The sequence below is a fragment of the Streptomyces pilosus genome (genome assembly GCF_014649835.1).
Lineage (GTDB): Bacteria > Actinomycetota > Actinomycetes > Streptomycetales > Streptomycetaceae > Streptomyces > Streptomyces pilosus.
The window spans coordinates 382,181-403,059 of the sequence record NZ_BMTU01000002.1; the positions used below are offsets into that span (position 1 = coordinate 382,181).

Genomic DNA, 20,879 nt, shown 5'->3' on the forward strand with positions numbered 1-20,879 from the left:
GGTCGAGTACCCGAGCGGTACCGTTGAGGGCATGCCTGCTCTCAACGTGGAGTTCAGTGACCGCGAGCTCGAGGACCTGCGGCAGATCGCCAAGGAACGCGGTACGTCCATGAAGGCGCTCGTGCGCGAGGCGGCCGCGGCCGACATAGCCCGCCACCGCGCCCTCCAGGAGGGCGCGGAGGCGTTCCGCCGCTTCTTCGCCTCCCACAAGGACGAGTTCGCCGCCGCCTTCCCCGACGACGAACCTCCCGCCAGGGGCGAGGGGCGGGCCGCCTGACCGATGGCACCCGTGCTGCACATCGACGTGCCCTGGCTGCTCCAGCGCCACGAGGAGGTCCTCCCGGACCAGCCCACCGTCAACGACTTCTCCGCCCTGGTCGCGGCCGTCGCCCGGCATCGCGTCGACCCGCCCCGGCTGGGCGTGGACTCCGATCCGGCCTGGCGGGCGGCGGCCCTGCTGCACACCCTGGCCGTGCTCCGGCCGCTGCCCTCGGCCAACGCCCGTTTCGCCTGTTCCACCGCCGTGGCCTACATGTTCGTGAGCGGGGTCGGCATCGACCCGCCCTACGGCGCCCTGGTCGATCTCGCCCGTGACCTGATCTCCGGCGACGCCGACGTCTACGCCGCGGCCGACCGGCTGCGTTCCTGGCAGATCTGAGACCGCGCCGGACGGGGTGCGGGCGGTGCCCGCTCCCCCCCGGGGCCGCCGGCCGGGGGCGGGAGGGTCAGGGCCGGCGGCCGGGCGCGCAGGACGGCCGCCGGCCCCGCGCGTGACCTCCGAGAGGGTCGTGACCAGTCGACCGCGCTCCGGCGTGCGCCGGGAGCGTGCGTGGTCGTCCGGCGCGGGCGCGGCGTTCACACGGGGTGCGTGACGCGTCCGGCCGCCACGCGGGTGAGCGCCGGGCGGCATCCGCGTGAGGGCCGGCTGTGAACCGCGGGAAAACGCAGGTCGAAAGCCGGAGTGACGGCTTGCGGGCACCCTTGTCTTTCTGACTTTCTGTCAACGCCGGGATGTTGCCCCACCGCCTTGTTGGCCGAGCGCCGGTTGTGCGAGAGTGAGCCACCCGCGAGGGGGTAAAGGCCGGGGACGCACGTGAGTTGAGGAACCGGATCCGATTCGCCGCCGGTGAATTCGCGCCCCCCGCACCACGCCAAAGAGGTATGCACCAATCGGGCTTCCTTTTTCGGCGTCGGAAACGCTCGAATGTCACATGCGCTGTGGGAAGGAACCATCTCAGTGCACACCCCCCACCCCCCTCGACCTCCCTATCCGCCGCCGGGCGGGGACCCCGGGGAATCCGACGAGGCCCTCGCCGCGCGCCTGCGGAGCCGGCCGGAGGGCGAGGCCGCCCGCTCCGTCGCGCTGCTGACCGCGCGGCACTGGCGGTCGATGCAGGACTACGCGGCCGTCTGTCTCGCCTCGTCGGGACAGACGGCCGCGATGGTCACCGCGGCCGCCCTGCACCGTGTCCTCGACCGGGTCGCCGTGGGCGAACCGGCCGTCGCGCTACGGCCGGTGCTGCTGGTCGGAGTGCGGGACACGGTCCGGGAGTGGGCCGCCGACGACCGAATAGCAGGCGTTCTGCCGGGCCTGCAGAAACCGGCCGGCGGACGCGGCATGCGCGCGGCGACGACCATGACGCCGGAAAACCGCTCACTCGCCCAACGGGCATTCCGGTCCCTGCCCGCACTCGCCCGCTGTTTGCTCTGGCATGTCGAGGTCGAGGCCGAGCCGATTTCCGTACCGGCCGGTCTGCTGGGCATGGATCCCGACATCGCGTCGGGCGCACTCGAACAGGCACGGGAAAAATTCCGTCAGGGTCTTGTCCATGCCCATCAGGAACTGGCACCGACGAAGGACTGCGGCTTCTACAACCGTCTCCTCGACGTGCCCATCCGCCGGGGCGGGGCCCTGCTGCCGGACGTCCGCAGGCATCTGGCGGAGTGCCGCTACTGCCGGAACGCCGCTGAGCAACTGAGCCACTTCGAGGGCGGGTTGGGCGCGCTGCTCGCCGAGGCCGTGCTCGGCTGGGGTGCCCGGCGCTACCTCGACTCGCGCCCGGGACGTGCGGCCGCGGGCCCGCGCGGCGGCCGGGCCGCCCGCCGCCGGCGTCGGGGCGGCGACGGGGAGTCCGGCGGCGGCCGGCACCGTCTGCTGTCCCGGCTGCCCGTGCCCGACCGTCTCGCGGGCATCGCCCTCCCGGACCCGGTGCGCTCCACCAGGACCCTGCTCACCGGTCTCGGCGCGGTGTCCGCCGGTGTCCTGGTGAGCGTGCTCATCGCCGGGTCCTCCACACCGGACGGCGGCGCGGCCGACCCGACCGGCTCCACCGGTGCGGCGGGCGGGCGCGCGGCCGTGCCGTCCGCGTCCCCTCCGGGCGCCGCCGGACTGCCGAGCGCCCCGGGGCGCACCCGGCTGCGCAACATCGCCTCCGGCCTCTGCCTCGACACCCGTGGCGAGCCGCGGGACGGCTCGGGCACCCGGCTCGCGGACTGCTCCTCCGCGTGGACCCAGCAGTGGACGTACGAGGACGACGGGCTGCTGCGCAGCGTCGCCGACCCCGGTCTGTGCCTCGACTCGCACAAGGACGCCGGTGTCGTCGTCCTCGGGACGTGCGCCGACCCCGGCGACCCGCGCCGCGACGACGTGCGCTACGACCTCACCCTCCAGGGGGAGCTGCTGCCCCGCTGGGACGAACAGCTGGCTCTCCTCCCCGCTACCCCTGACGCGAACGCCGACATCGTCGTCAAGGTGCGCGACCGGACGGTGAACCAGCGCTGGGCGGCCGAGTCCGTGGACACCCTCACCACCGAGTCCCTCTCCATCACGGGAACGGGCGCCCCGCCGGCCCGCCACGCGAGGCTGCCGGAACCCCTGGCGTGACGGTGCCGGCGGCCGGGACGGGACCCACTCGGGAGGTCCCGTCCCGGCCGCCGGCCGTGCGGCGGGCGTGGCCGGCGGCGGAGAGGAGTCCGTGACGCACGGAGTACGGCCCGGTTGCGAGTCGGTGACGGACCGTTCGGACGGGACCGTTCCGGGCGATCGTCACCCCATGCCCGAGCGCGCCGGCGAGCAGCCCACCCGTCTCGGCAGCGCCGCCACCACAGGCTGCCTGCTGCTGCTCGTGCTGCTGGCGGACGCGGCGGCGGGCGCCTTGGTCGTCCTCGTGCTCGCCGTCCGCGGACTGGGGCGGCTGGACGCCGCCATGGCGTACGGCGCGACCGGCGGGCCGCCCCCGGACTGGGGGCCGCTGACGGGCTTCGGCGTGCTGGCCCTGGCGGTCGGCGCGACGGCGTTCCTGCTGATGCGGACGGGGGAGCGGGTCGCCGCCGCGGTGCAGCTGACGTTCTGCGTCGTCGTGGCGGTCCACGCGCTGCGGTTCTGGCCCTGACCCGCCCCGCCCCGGTCAGCGGAGTGCGGGGGTGAGGTCGCCGGGGCCGGGCGTGGCCGGTGTGGCGTGGCCGGACAGTGCCAGGGTGAGGTCGAGTTCGGCGAGCAGGCAGCGGATGACGTGCTCCACGCCCGCCTGCCCGTCGAGACCGAGCCCGTACACGTACGGGCGTCCCAGCAGGACCGCCCGGGCGCCGAGGGCCAGCGCCTTGAAGACGTCGTCGCCGGTGCGGATCCCGCTGTCGAACAGCACGGTGAGGCGGTCGCCGACGGCCTCCACCACGCCGGGCAGCGCGTCCGCCGCGGCGACCGCCCCGGCCACCTGACGGCCCCCGTGGTTCGACACCACCACACCGTCCATCCCGGCATCGGCCGCGAGCCGGGCGTCGTCGGGGTGGAGCACCCCCTTCAGCACGATCGGGCCGTCCCAGTTGTCCCGCAGGAACGCCAGGTCCGGCCAGGACTTGGCGGGGTCGGCGAACATGCCGACGAAGTGCATCACCGCCGCGTCGGGGTCCTCGTGCACCGGCTTGGCCAGGCCGGCCCGGAACGCCGGGTCCGAGAAGTAGTTGGCGGTGCCCACTCCATGCAGGAACGGCAGGTACGCCCGGTCCAGGTCACGCGGGCGCCAGGACAGCAGGGGAGTGTCCAGGGTGACGACGAGCGCCGTGAACCCGGCGGCCTTCGCCCGTTCCAGGAAGCTCCGGGCGACCTCCACGTCCTTCGGCCAGTACAGCTGGAACCAGCGCTCCGCCCCGCCCATCGCCTCCGCGACCTGCTCCATGGGCGTACTGGAGGCGGAGGACAGGACGAACGGCACACCCTGGGCGGCGGCGGCCCGGGCCGCCGCGGACTCCGCGTCCGGGTGCATGATCGAGAGCACTCCGACCGGGGCCAGCGCCAGTGGTGCCGGCAGGGTGCGGCCCAGGACCTCCACGGACAGGTCACGCTCGTGCACGTCCCGCAGCATGCGCGGAACGATCCGGTGGCGGTCGAGCGCGGCACGGTTGGCGCGGGCCGTGCTGCCGTCCCCGGCGCTGCCGGCGACGTATCCCACCGGACCGGGACCCAGCCGCTGCTCGGTCAGCTCCTCCAGCCGGGTCAGATCGGTCGGCAGCCGGGGCACGGCACCGGTCATCCCGTTCAGGTAGATCTCGTACTGGAAGTCGGCCCAGTGCTTCGCCATCCGTCCCGCCCCGTCTCCTCGAGCCGTGTCGTCCTGACGCATACTGGCCGGTATGCGCGGGTCGCGTCCAGCACGGGGCGGCCGGAGTTCAGCGGGTGGCAGCCGCCTCGTGCAGGATCCGGGCCAGCTCCCGCGGCCGGGAGAACATCGGCCAGTGACCGGTGTCCATGGTCACCAGCTCCCAGCGGCCGCTCCTCAGCGGCCCGGCCGCCGCGGCCGGGGGTTCGTCGCCGTCGAGGAGGCACTTGACGTACGTCGCCGGCAGCCCGGCGAGCGGCCGGTCGAGGACGGCCGGCTCGGTGAGCGTCGCGCCGGGGTGCGGGGTCGCTCCTGCGACGATCGCCGCGATCTGACCGTCCGTCAGCCCCTGGCCCGCGTACTCGTCCGCCCCGGACGGCGGCCAGAAGCCTTCGTTTGCCTCGACGGCCCGCCGGACGTGGTCACTGGGCCAGCCCGCGAGGAACGACTCCCCGTCGACCGGCACGGCCGCGTCGACGAACACCACCCGCCGCAGCCGTCCCCCGATCAGCGCCGCCGCCTGGCCGACCGGGATCCCGGCGTAGCTGTGCCCCACGAGGACGACGTCACCCGGACCGAGGCGCTCCACCTCGTCCACGACGTCCTGGACATGCGTCTGCTGCCCGGCCGGCGTGCTCCGCCTCTCGGCGAGGCCGGACAGCGTCAGGGGACGGGCCTCGTGGCCCGCCGCGCGCAGCCCGGCCGCCACCTCGTCCCACGCCCACGCCCCGAGCCACGCCCCGGCCACCATCACGAATCGAGTCATGGGCGCACCGTAACGAAGGCCACTGACACAGCCGTTCGGCCGACGCGAGCGGGGGCCGCGGTCCGCCGGTGCGCGGGCGACCGGGCGATGACCACCGCACGCGACTTTCATGAACACAGGACGTCACGGAACGGTCCGCCGGGAACGGATTCGGAATGTTTCAGGCCGATTAAAGAGCGACGGATATTCGGCCATCTGGCCACTTCGGCTCCGCGCCGGCCGCCCGGTTACCGGGTCGAGCCCTGTGCACGCTGTCGCTTCGCGCCACTGCTTCAACACGCAATGTTACCTAAATCTGCACACCCGATGTGAGTTTCCGTCCCGGACTCGGCAGACTCCGGCACGCCGGTCCGGCTCCACCGGGCACGGGCCGGCGACCCGACGAAACGAAGCGGAAGGATGCACACAATGCGGAACACCGCGCGCTGGGCCACCGTCCTCGGCCTCACGGCCGCTGCCGTCTGCGCACCCCTGTCCGGGGTCGCGCTGGCCGCACAGGGAGATGCCCCGTCCGCGCTCTACGCCCCCTCGGCCCTGGTGCTCACCGTGGGTCACGGCGACAGCACGGCAACCGTCACGCCGGAACGCGCGGTCACCCTGACCTGCGCGCCCGGCCCCTCGGGCACCCACCCGGCCGCGGCCTCGGCCTGCGCGGACCTGAACCACGTCAGCGGCGACTTCGACGCGCTGACGATGCGGGAAGGCGTCTTCTGCACCCAGCAGTACGACCCGGTGCTCGTCACCGTCGACGGGGTGTGGCAGGGGCAGCGCGTCTCCTACGAGCGGATCTTCCCCAACGCATGCGTGATGAACGCTCACGGTTCGAGCGTCTTCGCGTTCTAGACCGGGATCGCACGGTTCCCGTGACCGCGCGGCGGCCCGCAGACTTGGGGAGTGCGAGCCCCCACGCGGAACGTGCGATCTCGCGGAAGGAGGCCGGCGGGCGGAGTGGGGCCGCCCGCCGGCCTCCGGGCTTCCGGCGGACCGGACGGACCGGACGGACTCACGCCCGGTCGCGGTGACTGGTGTCGCACCACGGATAGCGCCGGCTGCGGCGACAGGTGCACAGGGCCACCCGGAAGCGGTCGGAGGACACGACCGAACCGTCCTCCAGCTCCACCTCCACCGGACCCTCCAGCAGCAGCGGCCCCTTGCGCTGCACGGTGACCCGCCGCGGGGCGTCAGACGGGGAGTTCGGCACGGACCACCACCAGCTCTTCCTCGTTCTCGTCCGGGAGCAGCAGCCCCCGCTCGCGCAGCCACTTCTCGCGTTCCTGGAGCACCGGCCCGAAGGCGATGCGCCGGCGCCGGGTGACCGCGGCCTTCAACCCGGCCGCCCGCAGCGGACCGAGCGTCGCCTCGGGGTCGCTGAGCGCGGACTGCACCAGGAGCAGGACACCGCCGGGCCGCAGCAGCCCCGGCGCCTCCCGGCAGATGCGGTCCAGCACCATCCTGCCGTCGCCTCCGGCGTCCCAGGCCCGCGCTGCGCCGCGCGGCATCCGGTGGCCCCCGGGTGCGGGCACGTACGGAGGATTGGCGAGGATCAGGTCGAAGGACCGCCCCCGCACCGGATCGAACAGGTTCCCGTGGTGGACCCGCACGGGAACACCGGCCCGGAACGCGTTCATCCGCGTCGCGCACACCGCCCGCCACGACACGTCGACCGCGGTCACCCGGCCGCCGCGCCGCGCGGCGGTCACCGCCAGCGCGCCGGACCCGGTTCCCACGTCGAGCACCTCGGCGCCCGGTGCCACAGGCTCCTCGAGCAGGGCGCCGGCCAGGAGTTCGGTGTCCTCTTGAGGGGCGTACACGCCCGGTGGTACGAGTGATTTCACAGCCCGCCGAGTACCCCCGTGCTCACGAGGTATGGGTGGAGTCCTGAGCCACCTGGTCCAGGGGTTCCCGCAGTCCGGAACGGCCTGCCCGCCAGTCGGCCAGCAGGGCGTCACCGAGCAGGTCCTCGGTGAACACCGTGGCGTCCACACCGAAGGCGATGTCCTGGGCCAGATACGGCTCGTCCTCCAGCAGGCCGCCGATGACCTCGTGGCGCACCACCTGCTCGTGCACCGCGTCCGCCTCCACGTGCTCGTCGTAGAAGTGCTCGGCCGCCGGCCCCGCGCCCGTACGCCGCATCGCCTCCGCGAGCCGCCGGGACCCCGGCGAGGAGGTGATCTCGACCGTGGCGAAGTGGCCCACCAGGGCACCCCGCAGGGAGCGGTGCAGACCGAAGAGCGACATCAGGTTCACCACCACGAGAAGCTCGGCCCGGGCGGCGTCCAGATAGCGGCCGTACGTCGTGTCCAGGCCCAGGTCCGTCATCAGGTCGGCGAACAGGCGGGCGTGCACGCGGTCGGCCCGGCCGCCGCCGTACTCGTCGAACTCGACGGCCGCCATCGCCGCCTTGGCCCGCCCCCGCAGCCGGGGGAGCACCCAGGCGTGCGGGTCGGCCTCCTTGAGGTGGTACAGCGACCGCAGGGCGGCGTACTCGCGCAGGTGCCACAGCTCGCCCTTGTCGCGCAGGAAGTGGCTGACGCCGGTGCCGTCGACCGGCTCCACGAGGATCCCGGCGAGCGCGTCGTCGACGGTGTCGTGCCGCCGGGCGTCCGCGCGGAGCGCGCCGAGGAAGCGCCGCTCCAGCGCGGCGCGGGTGCGCAGCAGCTCCGGGTCCCATTCCAGGCCGGGGGCGACGCCCGCGAACCCGCGGTAGTGCAGTTCGTAGCAGAGGTACAGGGCGAGCTGGAGGTCGTCGCCGTACACCGGGGCCGCGTCGACGTCCTGCTCGGACGGCAGCGGGCCGGTGCCGCGCAGATGGGCCTGAACGGCGCTGCTCACGGGACCGCGCGGCGCGGGCAGCAGAGGTTCGTCTCGGAGGTCTTCCATGGTCCGACGGGTACCCGGACGGCGCACGGAAACCCCTGCCCTTGTGGCGGCGGGCCGTGCACGGGGTACTCCATGTCGTCATGAAGGCACTAGTGATCAACTGCACCCTCAAGAAGTCACCGGAGACGTCGAACACCGAGGCGCTGTTCCGCACCGTCACGGAGCAGCTGGAGAAGGACGGCGTGCAGGTCGACGTCGTCCGCGCGGTGGACCTGGACATCGCGCCGGGCGTGGTCAGCGAGGCCGTGCACGAGGGCGACGACTGGCCGGACGTGCACGAGAAGATCCTCGCCGCGCGGATCCTCGTCATCGCCACCCCGACCTGGCTCGGCCAGCCCTCGTCGGTGAGCAAGCGCGTCCTGGAACGCATGGACGGCATGCTGTCCGAGACCGACGACGCCGGCCACCCGGTCGCCTACAACAGGGTCGCCGGAGTGGTCGTCACCGGCAACGAGGACGGCGCCCACCACGTCATCAGCGAGATCACCGGAGGTCTGCAGGACATCGGCTACACCATCCCCGGCCAGGCGTGGACCTACTGGAACCAGGGCCCCGGGCCCGGACCGAGCTTCCTCGAGGGCGGCAGCGGCCACGACTGGTCCCGCAAGACCGGCCGTGCCATGGCGGCCAACCTGCTGGGCGTGGCCCGCGCCCTGGAGGCCCGGCCGCTCGGCCCGCCCCCGCAGTAGGCGCGGGCCGGCCCGCCGGGGCTCCGCGGCGCGGGTTCAGCGGTCGCCCCGCGACTCCTCCTGTGCCTCGGTGTTCGGCGTCACGGCGTCCCCGGCTTCGCCGCGCCGGTCACCGGCCCCACCGGGGTCGCGGGTGCGGTGTCCGGCCTCCTCGACCTCGTGCAGCACCTCCTCGGCGGCCGTCCCGGGCTTCTCGCGGTCGTCGTGCTCGGACACGGTGATCTCCTTCGCGGTGGGTAGGGACACGCGCGCGGGCTCGGCTCAGCCGCGCGCGGTGGCGAGACGCAGGGGGACGGGACCGGCGCCCGCCGCCTCCTTCTCGTTGAGGCGGGTGATCTCCGCCCACCAGGACGGACCGTCCTCGACATGACGCAGCAGCACCCCCTCCCGCAGTGCCCACGGGCAGATCGTCACCGACCGCAGTCCGGTCAGCTTCATCGCCGTGTGCGCCACGACCGCGCCCGCCAGGCTCTGCACGGAGCGGGGCGCGGAGATGCCGGGCAGCCGGGCGCGGTCGGCGGCCGGCAGGGCGGCCAGCCGGTCGATCGCCCCCCGCAGGTCGGCGCTGCGCAGCTCCCGCTCCACGAACGGCCCGTGCCGTCCGGGTGCGGCCCCGCACAGCCGGCCCAGCTGCTGGAACGTACGGGAGGTGGCGACCGCCGTACGGGGCCCCTCCCAGCGGATCCGGGCCGCCACGTCACGCATCTGGTGACGCACCCGGCGGCGCAGCGCCCGCACCCGCTGCGGGGCGGGCGGGTCCTCCTTCTCGAAGTACTCGTGCGTCAGCCGGGCCGCTCCCAGGGGCAACGACGCCGCGAAGTCGGGCAGCCTGCCGCGCCCGAAGGCGACCTCCATCGACCCGCCGCCGATGTCCAGCATCGCCAGCGGTCCGCACCGCCAGCCCATCCAGCGGCGCGCCGCGAGGAAGGTGAGCTCCGCCTCGACCTCGCCCGGGAGGGTGCACAGCTCGACGCCCGTCCGCTCCCGGACCGCGCGCAGCACCTCCAGCCGGTTCGGGGCGCCGCGCACCACGGCCGTCGCGAACGCCAGCGGGCCGGCCGCCCCCCAGCGCGCGGCGGCCCGGTCCGCGGCGGCGACGGCCTCCACCAGGTCCTCCACCGCCTGCTCCGGCACCGGCCCGCCCGGCGTGACCTGTTCGGACAGCCTGAGCCGCCACTTGGAGGTGTGGACCGGAAGCGGAGCGCCGCCCTCCGTGTCCGACACCACGAGTCTGACGGTCTTCGACCCCACATCCACCACGCTGGTCCGCATGGCCCGTGAGTACCCATTTAGCGGGCCGGCCAACGAAGTCGGCCGCCCGGGGGTCGAAGACCCGCCACGGGGACGGCGCCCGGCGGCTCACGCCAGCTGGCGGCGCACCAGCTCGTGCAGCCGGCCGCCGGTGTCGGCGAGCAACTGGGCGGGCGGCCCCTGCTGGACGACCTTGCCGCCCTCCATCACCACCACCCGGTCCGCGTCCAGGACCGTGGACAGCCGGTGCGCGATGACGATCCGGGTCGCCTCCAGGGCCTTGGTGCTCTCGATGACCGTGCGCTGCGTCTCGTTGTCCAGGGCGCTGGTCGCCTCGTCGAAGAAGAGGATGCGCGGCCGGCGGATCAGCGCCTGGGCGATCATCAGCCGCTGGCGCTGCCCGCCGGAGACCGCGCCGCTGCCCGAGACGATGGTGTGCAGCCCCATCGGCATCCGCCGGATGTCCTCGGCCAGCCCCGCCATCTCGGCCGCCGCCATCGCCTCCTCCGGCGTGTACGGCTCGGCCCCGCAGATGACGTCGAGGACGGATCCGGTGAACGGCTGCGCGTGCTGGAGCACCACACCGCACTGCCGGCGCACCGCCGACTGGTCGAGGGCGGCCAGGTCCTGCCCGTCGTAGAGGACGCTGCCGGACACCGGCCGGTCGAAGCCGATGAGCAGCCGCAGCAGCGTGGACTTGCCGCAGCCGCTCGGGCCCACGACCGCCACGAACTCGCCCGGCCGCGCCTCGAAGGACACGTCGTCCAGGACCAGCGGGCCGTCGTCGGAGTAGCGGAAGGACAGCCGGCGCGCCTCGACCGCCCCGGTCAGCGGGCCCGGCCGGGTGCTCGCCGCGCGCACCTCGGGAGTGGCGTCCAGTACCGGCCTGATCTGCTCGAACAGCGGCAGCGCGGCGACCCCCGAGACGAACGCGCCGGTCAGCTGCGTGACCGAGGTCAGCACCATCGTCACCGACGTGTTGAAGGTGAGGAACTCCGCCGCCGTCATCGACCCGCGCGCGGGACCCGCCAGCAGCATGAACATCGCCAGCGTGCACAGCGGCAGGTAGACCGCGCCGAGCACCGCCGTCAGGTTCTTGATCCGGCCGGCCCTGCGCTGCAGCTCCCGGCTGCGGGCGAACTCCGACGCCCAGGCGGCGTACGCGTAGTTCTCCGCGGCCGCCACCCGCAGCTTCGGCAGCCCGCGCAGGGTCTGGAAGGCCTGGTTGTTCAGCTTGTTGGTCAGTACCACCAGGCGGCGCTGCCAGCGCACCTGCCACAGCCCGAGCCCCAGGAACACGGCCGCGACGACGACCAGCATGCCGATCGCGGCGAGCGCCATCGGCACGCTGAACCACAGCAGCACCCCCAGGTTCACCGCCCCGACGGTGACCGCCTGGGCCACCGTCGGGCCGACCCCGGCCAGCAGCCGGCGGATCGCGCTGATGCCCATGGCCGCGCTCGCCAGCTCACCGGTGGACCGCTCGGTGAAGAACCGGGTGGGCAGCCGCAGCAGCCGGTCCCAGACGGCGGGCTGGAGCGTGGCCTCCACCCGGCCCTCCAGCCGCAGCAGGGTGAGGTTCTGCAGCAGCATGAAGGCGGCGGCCACCACACTGCCGACGATCACCGCGAGACACACCTGGACGATCAGCCCGGTCTGTGCCCTCGGCACGAACTCACCGAGCACCTTGCCCGTCGCGAGCGGCACCAGCGCCCCGATCGCCACGGTCACCAGACCGCTCAGCAGCAGACCGGTCAGATCACCGCGCGTACCGGTCATGCAGAAGCGCAGCAGCCGCAGCGGACTCGGCCGCCGCTCGGGCAGCGGACGGTAGAACATCACCGCGCGGGGTGCGAACTCCTCGGCGTTCGCCTTCTCGACCGGCGTCTCCCGGCCGGTCGCGGGGTGCACCGCCACATAACCGCCGCGCCGCCACAGCAGCGCCACCGGTGCCCCGGACAACGCCCGGTGACCCACCAGCGGGCCGGTGTCGTCCCGCCACCAGCGGCCGTGCAGCCGCACCACGCGGGTGCGTACCCGGGACGCCAGCGCGATCCGCTCGACCGGATCGAGACGGTCCGCGCCGATGCCGGACCGCGCGGGCGCGGCCAGGGAGATGCCCGCCGCGCGCGCCACCAGCTCGCAGGCCGCGTACGTGGCGTCCGCGTCGGCCGCCGTCGCGCGCCGCCCCGACGGCTTGCCGATGGCGGCGAGCAGCGTCCGGTCGGCCTGGGCGCGCACCGCCTCGCCGGCCCTGATGCCCTCCGCGGTCCGCGCCTCGTGGGTGTGCTCCAGCTGTTCGATCCACCGGTCCAGCGCGGTCATCAGCCGGTACTGCTGGTCGACCATGCTCTGCCACAGCGCCGGATCGACCAGCAGGTCGGCCGCCGCCTCGGCGCCGTACAGCGAGCCGTACCGGACGCTGCCCGGCGGCACCTGCATCCAGAACACGTCGTCGTCACCGGGCGCGGCGGCGCGCTCGGTGGCCATCGGCGCCTGGAACAGCACCGCGAGGCCGCGGCCGGTGCCCAGCGCGAGGGCGTACTCCAGCGGACTCGTCGTGGGCGGCACGTACTGCGGATGGCCGTACTCGTCGTACGACCAGGTCTGGGTGTGCGCCGGCTGGTACAGCTCGCGCAGCCCGATGCGGTGCACCACGCAGTCCCGCAGCGGACGCGCCACCAGCGTGTGCGCGGGACCGGCCGGCGGGCCCAGCACCAGGGAACCGGCCTCCAGCCGGCCCAGATGGTGCCAGTGGCCCCGCTGCTCCGCGTCCACCGCGAACAGGTCCACGGCGCCGGACGCGATCAGCCACAGCACCTGGGGCCCCTCCAGGTCCAGCCGGCCGAACCCGGAGGCGTCGATCGGCGTGCCCAGCGATCCGAGCGCGCCCAGGACGAGGTCGCCGCCGCCCCGGCCGTCGTCGTGCACGGCTGTCATTTCAACGCTCCCTGACCAGCGCCGCGTACGCGCCGCCGCGCGCCACCAGTTCCTCGTGCCGTCCGCGTTCCACGACCGTGCCGTGGTCCAGGACGACGATCTCGTCGCTGTCGCGCACCGTGCTCAGCCGGTGCGCGATCACCACGCACGCGCAGCCGCGCCGGCGCAGGTTGTCCATCACCACCAGCTCCGTCTCGGCGTCCAGTGCGCTGGTCACCTCGTCCAGCACCAGGATGCTCGGCCGGCGCACCAGCGCCCGGGCGATCTCCAGCCGCTGGCGCTGACCGCCGGAGAAGTTCCGGCCGTCCTGCTCGACCGGGCTGTGGATGCCGCCGGGACGGCGCGTGATCACGTCGTACAGCGCCGCGTCCCTGAGCGCCTCCACCACCGCCTCGTCCGGGATCGACGGGTCCCACAGCGCCACGTTGTCCCGCACGGTGCCCTCGAACAGGAACACGTCCTGGTCGACGAAGGACACCGACGCGGCCAGCGCCCCGCGCGGGATGTCCTCGATGCGCTGCCCGTCGATCCGGATCACGCCCTCCCACGGCGTGTACAGGCCGGAGATCAGCCGCGACACGGTGGACTTGCCGCTGCCGGAGCCGCCCACCAGGGCCACCTGCTGTCCCGGTCCGACGGTCAGGTCGAAGCCGGTGAGCAGCGGCGCGTCCAGCGGGTTGTAGCCGAAGGCGAGATTCCGCAGCTCGACGTGCCCGTGCAGCCGGCGGGTGGATTCCCCGGCGCCGGGACGGTCGTGGAGCGGGTCGGTCCGGAAGTTCTCCACGTCCTTCAGCCGGGCCACGTCCGCCGCGAAGTCCTGGATGCGGCCCGCGACGCCGTTGAGCCGGGTCAGCGGGGCGGTGAACCGGGTGACCAGCGCCTGGAAGGCCACCAGCAGACCGACCGACACGTACCCCTCGACCGCCCGCAGACCGCCGATCCACAGGATGAGCGCGCTGTTGAGCGTGGCGAGCGTCGGCGCCACGACGCCGAGCCACGCCGTCGGCACCCCGAGCCGCTGTTGTTCCTCCAGGGTCGTGGCGTGCTGCCCCGCCCACTTGCGGAAGTAGGCGTCCTCCCCGCCGGTCGCCTTCAGCGTCTCGATCAGCTGCAGACCGGTGTACGCCGTGTTGGTGAGCCGCGCGGTGTCCGCCCGCAGCTTCGCCGTACGGGTCGCGCGCAGCCGGATGACGACCCGCATCGCCGCGATGTTCAGCAGCGCCACACCGATGCCCACGAAGGTCAGCTGCGGGTCGTAGGTGTAGAGCAGCACCGCGTACAGCACGACGATCAGGGCGTCCACGCCCGCCGCCGACAGGTCGCGGGACAGTGTCTCGGCCACCGCGTCGTTGGACTGCAGCCGCTGCACCAGGTCGGCCGGGCTGCGCTGGGCGAAGAACGTCACCGGCAGGCGCAGCAGATGGCGCAGGAAGCGGGCGCTGGTCAGGGTGGAGGAGATCAGCCGGCCGCGCAGCAGGTTGCCCTGCTGGAGCCAGGTCAGCACCAGGGTGAGCAGCACGCAGGCGCCCATCGACGCGAACAGCACGTCCAGCGTCGAGGTCCGGCCGCCGATCAGGAAGTCGTCGATGAAGGTGCGGCTGAGTCCGGGCACCGCCGCGCCCACCGCCACCAGCAGCAGGCTGGACAGGACCACCGCGGGCATCGTTCCCGCCGTGCCGCGCAGCCGGGCCGGCATCGCGCCGAGCACGCCCGGCCTGCGGCCGCCCCGGGTGAAGTCCTCACCGGGCTCCATCACCAGCACGACACCGGTGAAGCTGCCGTCGAACTCCTCCAGGGGCACGAACCGCCGCCCCTTGCCCGGGTCGTTGACGTACACCCCGCGCCGCCCGAACCGGCGGCCCATGCCGTCGTAGACGACGTAGTGGTTGAACTCCCAGAACAGCACCGCCGGCGCGGTCACTTCGGCGAGGGCGGCCAGGTCCATCTGCATGCCCTTGGCGGTCAGCCCGTAACTCCGGGCCGCCTTCAGGAGGTTGCCGGCGCGCGAGCCGTCCCGCGAGACACCGCACGCGATCCGCAGCTCCTCCAGCGGGACATGGCGCCCGTAGTGGCCGAGCACCATGGCGAGCGAGGCGGCGCCGCACTCCACGGCCTCCATCTGGAGCACGGTGGGCGTACGGACGGTCCTCACCCGGGCCCTGGGCACCTTGCGCCGGGGCGGCGCGGCGCGGCGTCTGCCGCGGTTCTCCCGTGCGGTGGTCACGGCAGCAGCCAGTCGACGGGGCGCCGGTCGGCCAGCCGGACCGAACCCGTGGCCGGCGTCATGGACGTCAGCTCGAACGGCGGGCCGTCCGCGGAGGACCACGCGTAACCGCTCCTCGTGGCCGACGACTTCCTCAGCTCCACCGTGACCGCCACCGGTCTGCCCTCCCTGGTGAACTGCTCGCCCAGCTGGGTGTCCCCGAGGAACGCGGCGATCTGCCGGGCCGACTGGGCCGACCGGCCGACCGACGTCACCTCGCCGCGCAGTACGCCGTACTCCTGACTCGGCACCGACTGCACGGTGAGGTCCACGGCGGCGTGGGCGGGGATGCCGGCGGCGCTCTCGGCGGGGACGTACACCGTCGCCCGCAGCGGTGCCCCGGCACGGGCGACCTTCTCCACTGCGGCGACGTTCGCGCCGGTGGAGATGATCTGCCCGGTACTCGCGGCGAGCGCGGTGATCCGGCCCGCGTCGAGGGTGCGCACGGTCTCGTCGCCCCGCGCGGTGCGCACCTTCAGGACGGGGGAGCCGGCGGGAAGCCGTTCGCCCTCCTTCGCGAGCACGGCGGTGACCTGCCCCGCGACCGGACTCTGCAGCACGTAACTGCCCTGCCCGTACGTCAGGACGGCGGGCGCGTCGACGGTGGAGGAGACCGATCCGGTCACCGCCCACACCGAGGCCGCCGCCATCACGACCACCGTCACGGACAGCACCAGCCAGCCCTGCGGGCGGGCGAAGCGCACCGGGAGATCGAGCTCCTCGGGGGACTGGAGCCTGGCGAGGGCCTGCTGGCGGAACTGCACGGCTTTTCCCTCACCTGGACGGACTGTGCGTGGGGACGGGGGACTTCACACGCATCGCGGAGTCCCGGAGCCGGGGGGCGGCTCCGGGACTCCGCGATGCGAGGGCGCGATCAGAGACCGGCGACCAGGTTCGTGACCGGGGCCGTGTTCAGACCGGTGGCGCCCTCGACCGTGCCGACGACCGTGTCGACCAGGCCGGAGACCGGGGCGATGCCGTCCACCGCGCCCGTGAGGGTGTTCACGGCGTTCACGGACAGGCCGCCGGAGACGTTGTCGAGGTCGGCGTCGGAGATCTCGGCGGTCTCGAAACGGGGGGTGGAGTTCATGACGGAACTTCCCTTCCTATGGGTTTTCTCAAGGGGGAGCGGCCCCCTCTGGGGACAGACGAAAGCCGCGAACCGCAGGGGCCGGACCACCGTCGCCGGGAGCCCGGAGCGGCCTTGCGGTGCGATGGATCAAAGCACGCCGCCGACGCGGGCTTCCACTCAACCAAACGTCTCACCAGGCAACTTGCGCCCGGTCGGCGTGCAAGCGTGCAGACGCGGGCACGGCTCGGCGGCGACTTCTTCACATGGCTCACGGCATCGTCCCCTCCCGCCGCTTGCGTCCCCGGGCCGGATTCCGGCAGACCGGCCGCAAAGCCGTGCTCCGGCCCGTCGGCGCCGGGGCGGACACCGACTGCGGTGACCGCGTTGGGCATGCGCTGTGCAGATTCGCTGAAGCCGCCGTTCCGCTCACCCGCGGCAACGTGCTGCGCACGGTCGGTGACGTTCCGTGAAGCCGGAGGCGGGATTGAACACGCCTCGGGCCCCGCGCGTACCAAAAGCCATCCAGGCGCCCCCCGTTCACTGCCGCACGGCGGCAGGACGCCGGTACCCCCCCCAGGAGGTCGAGTAGTTTGAGTCACAAGCGAATGCCGAAGCGCAAGGCCGCGATAGCGGTGGGCGGTGCGGCGGCGCTCGGTGCCGCCGCGATCCTGCTCCCCCACGCCAACGCCTCACAGGACGGCGCGTCGGACGGCGCGGCCGCCGCGCCCAGGACCCTGAAGGCGGGCGACGCCTCGGACCTCGCCTCCCAGCTCGCCGGGCTCCTCGGCGACGCGTTCGCCGGCTCCTACTACGACGGCGAGAACAAGCAACTCGTCGTCAACGTCGTGGCCGGCGACGACAACACCGTCGTGGTGCAGGCCAAGAAGGCAGGCGCGGCCGTCCGCGAGGTCGACAACAGCATGACGGAACTGGAGGCGGGAGCGCGGACGCTGAAGGCGGAGGCCACCATCCCGGGCACCTCCTGGGCCGTGGACCCGCGCACCAACAAGATCCTCGTCACCGCGGACCGCACGGTCACCGGGGAGAAGTGGGACCGGCTGGAGTCCACGGTCGAGAGCCTCGGCTCCGGCATGGCGACCATCAAGAAGTCCGCGGGCACGTTCAAGACGTTCGTCTCCGGCGGCGACGCCATCTTCTCCGGCGGTGCACGCTGCTCGCTCGGCTTCAACGTGACCGCGGGCGACGGCACCCCGGCGTTCCTGACGGCCGGTCACTGCGCCGCCGGGGGCGACCAGTGGTCCGACGCGCAGGGCGGAGCGCCGATCGCCACGGTCGACCAGGCGGTCTTCCCGGGCGAGGGCGACTTCGCACTCGTCACGTACGACGACCCCGCCACCCAGGCGCCCAGCGACGTCGACGTCGGCGACCAGTCGGTCCCGATCTCGCAGGCGGCGGAGGCCACCGTCGGGCAGGAGGTGTTCCGGATGGGCAGCACCACCGGACTCGCCGACGGCCAGGTGCTGGGTCTGAACGCCACGGTGAACTACCCGGAGGGCACGGTCACCGGTCTGATCCAGACCGACGTCTGCGCCGAACCCGGTGACAGCGGTGGCTCGATGTTCACCCGGGACGGTCTCGCCATCGGCCTGACCTCCGGCGGCAGCGGCGACTGCACCTCCGGGGGCGAGACGTTCTTCCAGCCGGTCACCACGGCCCTGGCGGCGGTCGGCGCGACCCTCGGCGCCGACGGCGGAGCGGGCGCCGGCGACCAGGCGGGCGGCGAGCAGGACGCCGGTGGTGAGCAGGGTGCTGGTCAGGACGCCGGTGGCGGGCAGGCGGGCGCGGGAGAAGAGGCCGGCGCGGGCGACGGAGCCGGGCAGGACGCCGGTCAGGACGCAGGGCAGGACGCCGGTCAGGACGCCGGGCAGGAGTCCGGCCTGACCGACACCCACTGACGCCCCGCCCGGGGAGCCCGGCCCGGTCCCGCCACCGCGTGTGAGGGGACCGGGCCGCCGCGCGCGAGGCCGGACGGGGCCCGGGAGGACCTTGTGCGCCCCCGGGCGCGTGCCGCGCCTCCGGCCGGCCCGGTTCATCCGGTCGGCAGAGCCCTCAGCAGCAGCACCGCCACGTCGTCCGGCCGGCCCCCCACGTCCGCGCCGTGCTGGACCAGAGCGTCGGCCAGCTCGTCCATCGGCAGATCACCGAGGTCGGTGAGACGCCGGCCCAGATCGGCGAGCGCGACTTCGAAATCGGTCCCCGGGGACTCCACCAGCCCGTCGGTGTACAGCACGAGCACCGAGCCGGGGGAGAAGTCCACCTCGGTCGACGGGTAGGACGCCGAACCGTCGATCCCCAGCAGCGGACCACCCGCCAGGTCCAGCACCCGCACCCGCCCGTCGGGCCTGCGCAGCAGCGGCGGCGGATGACCCGCCCGGGACATCACGGCCCGGCCGCGCGCCGGATCGAGCCGCAGGTACAGACAGCTCGCGAACAGTTCCGCGCCCAGGTCCAGCAGCAGCCGGTTGGTGCTCCGCATGACGTCCTCGGGCGCCTGCCCGACGGCCGTGTACGCGCGCACCGCGGTGCGGACCTGGCCCATGAGCCCGGCCGCCGTGACGTTGTGCCCCTGCACGTCACCGATCACCGCCGCCGCCATGCCCTGCGTCGGCACCAGGTCGTAGAAGTCGCCGCCGATCTCCATGCCCTGGGTGGCCGGCAGATAGCGCGCGGCCGCCTCGATCCCGGCCAGCGACGGCAGCGTGTGCGGCAGCAGCGCCTCCTGCAGCCCGTGCGCCAGCCGGTGCTTGGCGTCGTAGAGCACGGCCCGCTCCAGCGCCTGGGCGATCAGCCCGGCCAGACTGGTCAGTACCGCCCGTTCCTCCGTCGCGAAGTGGTGCGGGGACGTGTAGGACAGCACGCACGTCCCCACCGGGCGCCCCGAGGCGATCAGCGGCAGGTACGCCCACGCCGAGAAGTCGGACAGGCTCACCAGCGACGGATACAGGCGTTCGACGTCCGCGCGGCTCTCGAAGAACGCGGGCACCCCCGTACGCAGCACCTGGCTGCCGGGGGTCGGCTCCGACAGCGGCATCCCGTCGTACCGCTCCACGACCCGCGGATCGGGGTACCCGCGGTGGCCCAGCACCTGCAGCCGGCCCGCCCGGGAGACGAGCACCACGAGCCCCTGGCTGCCCACCGCCGGGGCGACCTCGTCCGCGACGAGCTGCACCACGTCCTGCACCCCGACCGCCTCGGTCAGCGCACCGGCCAGGTCCAGCACCTGGCTGATGGTGACCAGCCGGGCGCCCGCCCGTCCCGGCTGCGGCGCCGCGCGGTTCATCTCCGTGACCGCGCGGGCCCGGCTGATCCGCACACTGAGGCCGGTGGTGCTCGGGTACAGCCGGAACGACAGCCAGTCGCTGGGCGGCCGCAGCGCGACGAACGAGGTGACGTGCTGGCTGAACAGCGCGGCCCGGTAGCGGTCCTCGTACACGGGGTCGTTCAGCCACGGCACCGACGCCCACAGATGGGTGCCGAGCAGCCGGCCGACCGGGACGTCGAGCAGGTCGGCGGCGGCCGCGTTGGCGAAGCCGACCCGACCGTGCACGTCGAGCGAGCACAGCCCGTACGGCAGCCGCGCCACCATCCGCGCCGCCTCCACCGAACCGAGCGTGCCGGCCGTGCCCCCCACCAGCGGAGCGGCCAGCAGATCCGGTTCGTCCGCCAGGGGCAGGCTCTGCTCGGCGGCCCGCTCCAGCCGCACCGCCAGCCGGTCGCAGGCGGCGGCCATGTGATCCCGCTCCCAGTCGGACAGCTCCTGCGGGCGTGTGCCCGGCCAGGTCACGAACACCGCCCCGTACGCCCTCGTCGCGGTCGCCACCGGCAGCGCGGCCAGCGCGAAGGGGTAGGGGAGCACCACGGCGATCCGGGGATAGCGGCGCGCCATCTCCTCCTCGCCGCCCACCCAGACCAGCCGCCGGTCGCGCACCGCGTCGGCGACCGGGATCGGCGCGCTCAGCGCCACCCGCTCCCAGGGCGCGGCGAAGGCGCGCGGCAGCCCCGCCATCACCGCCATCTCCAGCACCGGACGGTCCGGCGAGAGCAGGTACACCGCACCCGAGTGCGCGTGCACCTCGTCCATCATGGAGGCCAGCGTCAGCGACAGCAGCGGACGGCCCACCGGCGCCCGCGCACCCGCCGGCGCCCGCGCGGACGACTGCCCCTCGGACACGCCGACCACCTCCTCGCACGGCCGCGCCCCGCGACCCAATCTCCTCCCTGCCGGGCCGTCGCGCACGACGAGCGGCGGGGAAGGGGGCCGTGCGCCGAGGGGGAGAACGGACCGGTCGCCGTCCGCAGGCGCGGAGCACCACTCCGGTCACCCCCTCCGGGCGGGTCTCCACGGCCCGCCCGCCGGGACCGCCCGGGAGCGACCGGCGAGCCGGTCCGCAGCCGAACGCCC

Annotated in this window: 19 protein-coding genes; 7 read left to right on the top strand and 12 right to left on the bottom strand. The window is 73.8% G+C overall.

From position 1 onward, the window contains the following. The first annotated feature begins 31 nt into the window (after positions 1-31). The 4 genes from IE118_RS06665 (at position 32) to IE118_RS06680 (ending at position 3,392) form a co-directional block, all read left to right on the top strand. Entirely contained in the window at positions 32-277 is a 246-nt protein-coding gene (locus tag IE118_RS06665) for a hypothetical protein (RefSeq protein WP_189556370.1), read from the top strand. A gap of 3 nt (positions 278-280) precedes the next feature. Further along, positions 281-658 (top strand): toxin Doc, encoded by a 378-nt coding sequence (locus IE118_RS06670; protein WP_189556372.1) that lies wholly within the window; start codon positions 281-283, stop codon positions 656-658. Between the two features lie 579 nt (positions 659-1,237). Then, complete coding sequence (locus IE118_RS06675; protein WP_189556373.1) at positions 1,238-2,884, top strand: RICIN domain-containing protein; 1,647 nt, start codon at positions 1,238-1,240, stop codon at positions 2,882-2,884. A 169-nt stretch (positions 2,885-3,053) separates the two neighbouring features. After that, on the top strand, positions 3,054-3,392 hold the full coding sequence (locus IE118_RS06680) for an inner-membrane translocator (RefSeq protein ID WP_189556374.1): 339 nt from the start codon (positions 3,054-3,056) through the stop codon (positions 3,390-3,392). Between the two features lie 15 nt (positions 3,393-3,407). Here IE118_RS06680 and IE118_RS06685 read toward each other — a convergent pair whose 3' ends face one another. Together IE118_RS06685 and IE118_RS06690 are read right to left on the bottom strand one after the other, a co-directional pair. After that, positions 3,408-4,577, bottom strand: a complete 1,170-nt coding sequence (locus IE118_RS06685) for a lactate 2-monooxygenase (protein ID WP_189556375.1) — start codon at positions 4,575-4,577, stop codon at positions 3,408-3,410. 88 nt (positions 4,578-4,665) lie between these two features. Further along, positions 4,666-5,361, bottom strand: a complete 696-nt coding sequence (locus IE118_RS06690; protein ID WP_189556376.1) for an alpha/beta fold hydrolase — start codon at positions 5,359-5,361, stop codon at positions 4,666-4,668. A 408-nt stretch (positions 5,362-5,769) separates the two neighbouring features. Here IE118_RS06690 and IE118_RS06695 point away from each other — a divergent pair, with 408 nt between their 5' ends. Further along, positions 5,770-6,204, top strand: coding sequence for a subtilase-type protease inhibitor (locus IE118_RS06695; RefSeq protein WP_189556377.1), 435 nt, complete (start codon positions 5,770-5,772; stop codon positions 6,202-6,204). 160 nt (positions 6,205-6,364) lie between these two features. On the opposite strand, the gene IE118_RS06700 is transcribed toward IE118_RS06695, so the two are convergent. The 3 genes from IE118_RS06700 to IE118_RS06710 are packed head-to-tail and all read right to left on the bottom strand — an operon-like array spanning position 6,365 to position 8,241. Next, entirely contained in the window at positions 6,365-6,562 is a 198-nt protein-coding gene (locus tag IE118_RS06700) for a CDGSH iron-sulfur domain-containing protein (protein ID WP_189556379.1), read from the bottom strand. Further along, on the bottom strand, positions 6,543-7,196 hold the full coding sequence (locus tag IE118_RS06705) for a HemK2/MTQ2 family protein methyltransferase (RefSeq protein ID WP_373303159.1): 654 nt from the start codon (positions 7,194-7,196) through the stop codon (positions 6,543-6,545). The genes IE118_RS06700 and IE118_RS06705 overlap by 20 nt, the downstream gene beginning before the upstream one ends. A gap of 22 nt (positions 7,197-7,218) precedes the next feature. Continuing rightward, a complete protein-coding gene (locus IE118_RS06710) occupies positions 7,219-8,241 on the bottom strand; it encodes an iron-containing redox enzyme family protein (protein ID WP_189556381.1) in 1,023 nt (340 codons plus the stop codon). Positions 8,242-8,321: 80 nt separating this feature from the next. Here IE118_RS06710 and IE118_RS06715 point away from each other — a divergent pair, with 80 nt between their 5' ends. Next, positions 8,322-8,930: a flavodoxin family protein gene (locus tag IE118_RS06715; RefSeq protein WP_189556383.1), complete on the top strand. Its 609-nt coding sequence runs from the start codon at positions 8,322-8,324 to the stop codon at positions 8,928-8,930. 36 nt (positions 8,931-8,966) lie between these two features. On the opposite strand, the gene IE118_RS06720 is transcribed toward IE118_RS06715, so the two are convergent. The 6 genes from IE118_RS06720 to IE118_RS06745 all read right to left on the bottom strand — a co-directional run bounded on the left by IE118_RS06720 (position 8,967) and on the right by IE118_RS06745 (position 16,474). Then, positions 8,967-9,146: a hypothetical protein gene (locus tag IE118_RS06720; protein WP_189556385.1), complete on the bottom strand. Its 180-nt coding sequence runs from the start codon at positions 9,144-9,146 to the stop codon at positions 8,967-8,969. 45 nt (positions 9,147-9,191) lie between these two features. Further along, on the bottom strand, positions 9,192-10,202 hold the full coding sequence (locus IE118_RS06725) for a Ppx/GppA family phosphatase (RefSeq protein ID WP_189556387.1): 1,011 nt from the start codon (positions 10,200-10,202) through the stop codon (positions 9,192-9,194). Positions 10,203-10,289: 87 nt separating this feature from the next. Continuing rightward, complete coding sequence (locus tag IE118_RS06730; RefSeq protein ID WP_189556389.1) at positions 10,290-13,121, bottom strand: NHLP bacteriocin export ABC transporter permease/ATPase subunit; 2,832 nt, start codon at positions 13,119-13,121, stop codon at positions 10,290-10,292. A 1-nt stretch (position 13,122) separates the two neighbouring features. Beyond that, the gene (locus IE118_RS06735) at positions 13,123-15,345 is read right to left on the bottom strand and encodes an NHLP family bacteriocin export ABC transporter peptidase/permease/ATPase subunit (RefSeq protein ID WP_189556391.1); all 2,223 of its coding nucleotides are present in this window, start codon (positions 15,343-15,345) and stop codon (positions 13,123-13,125) included. Next, complete coding sequence (locus tag IE118_RS06740; protein WP_189556393.1) at positions 15,342-16,148, bottom strand: HlyD family efflux transporter periplasmic adaptor subunit; 807 nt, start codon at positions 16,146-16,148, stop codon at positions 15,342-15,344. The genes IE118_RS06735 and IE118_RS06740 overlap by 4 nt, the downstream gene beginning before the upstream one ends. 110 nt (positions 16,149-16,258) lie before the next feature. Beyond that, a complete protein-coding gene (locus tag IE118_RS06745; RefSeq protein WP_189556395.1) occupies positions 16,259-16,474 on the bottom strand; it encodes a type A2 lantipeptide in 216 nt (71 codons plus the stop codon). A gap of 572 nt (positions 16,475-17,046) precedes the next feature. Here IE118_RS06745 and IE118_RS06750 point away from each other — a divergent pair. Beyond that, positions 17,047-18,372, top strand: coding sequence for a S1 family peptidase (locus IE118_RS06750; RefSeq protein ID WP_229846692.1), 1,326 nt, complete (start codon positions 17,047-17,049; stop codon positions 18,370-18,372). 134 nt (positions 18,373-18,506) lie between these two features. Here IE118_RS06750 and IE118_RS06755 read toward each other — a convergent pair whose 3' ends face one another. Beyond that, the gene (locus IE118_RS06755; RefSeq protein WP_189556397.1) at positions 18,507-20,648 is read right to left on the bottom strand and encodes a PP2C family protein-serine/threonine phosphatase; all 2,142 of its coding nucleotides are present in this window, start codon (positions 20,646-20,648) and stop codon (positions 18,507-18,509) included. Positions 20,649-20,879: the final 231 nt, after the last annotated feature.

Coding starts and splice junctions, on each gene's coding strand:
- IE118_RS06695 (WP_189556377.1), top strand. CDS start 5,770: ATGCGGAACACCGCGCGCTGGGCCACCGTCCTCGGCCTCACGGCCGCT.
- IE118_RS06685 (WP_189556375.1), bottom strand. CDS start 4,577: ATGGCGAAGCACTGGGCCGACTTCCAGTACGAGATCTACCTGAACGGG.
- IE118_RS06665 (WP_189556370.1), top strand. CDS start 32: ATGCCTGCTCTCAACGTGGAGTTCAGTGACCGCGAGCTCGAGGACCTG.
- IE118_RS06745 (WP_189556395.1), bottom strand. CDS start 16,474: ATGAACTCCACCCCCCGTTTCGAGACCGCCGAGATCTCCGACGCCGAC.
- IE118_RS06715 (WP_189556383.1), top strand. CDS start 8,322: ATGAAGGCACTAGTGATCAACTGCACCCTCAAGAAGTCACCGGAGACG.
- IE118_RS06725 (WP_189556387.1), bottom strand. CDS start 10,202: ATGCGGACCAGCGTGGTGGATGTGGGGTCGAAGACCGTCAGACTCGTG.
- IE118_RS06670 (WP_189556372.1), top strand. CDS start 281: ATGGCACCCGTGCTGCACATCGACGTGCCCTGGCTGCTCCAGCGCCAC.
- IE118_RS06710 (WP_189556381.1), bottom strand. CDS start 8,241: ATGGAAGACCTCCGAGACGAACCTCTGCTGCCCGCGCCGCGCGGTCCC.
- IE118_RS06730 (WP_189556389.1), bottom strand. CDS start 13,121: ATGACAGCCGTGCACGACGACGGCCGGGGCGGCGGCGACCTCGTCCTG.
- IE118_RS06680 (WP_189556374.1), top strand. CDS start 3,054: ATGCCCGAGCGCGCCGGCGAGCAGCCCACCCGTCTCGGCAGCGCCGCC.
- IE118_RS06690 (WP_189556376.1), bottom strand. CDS start 5,361: ATGACTCGATTCGTGATGGTGGCCGGGGCGTGGCTCGGGGCGTGGGCG.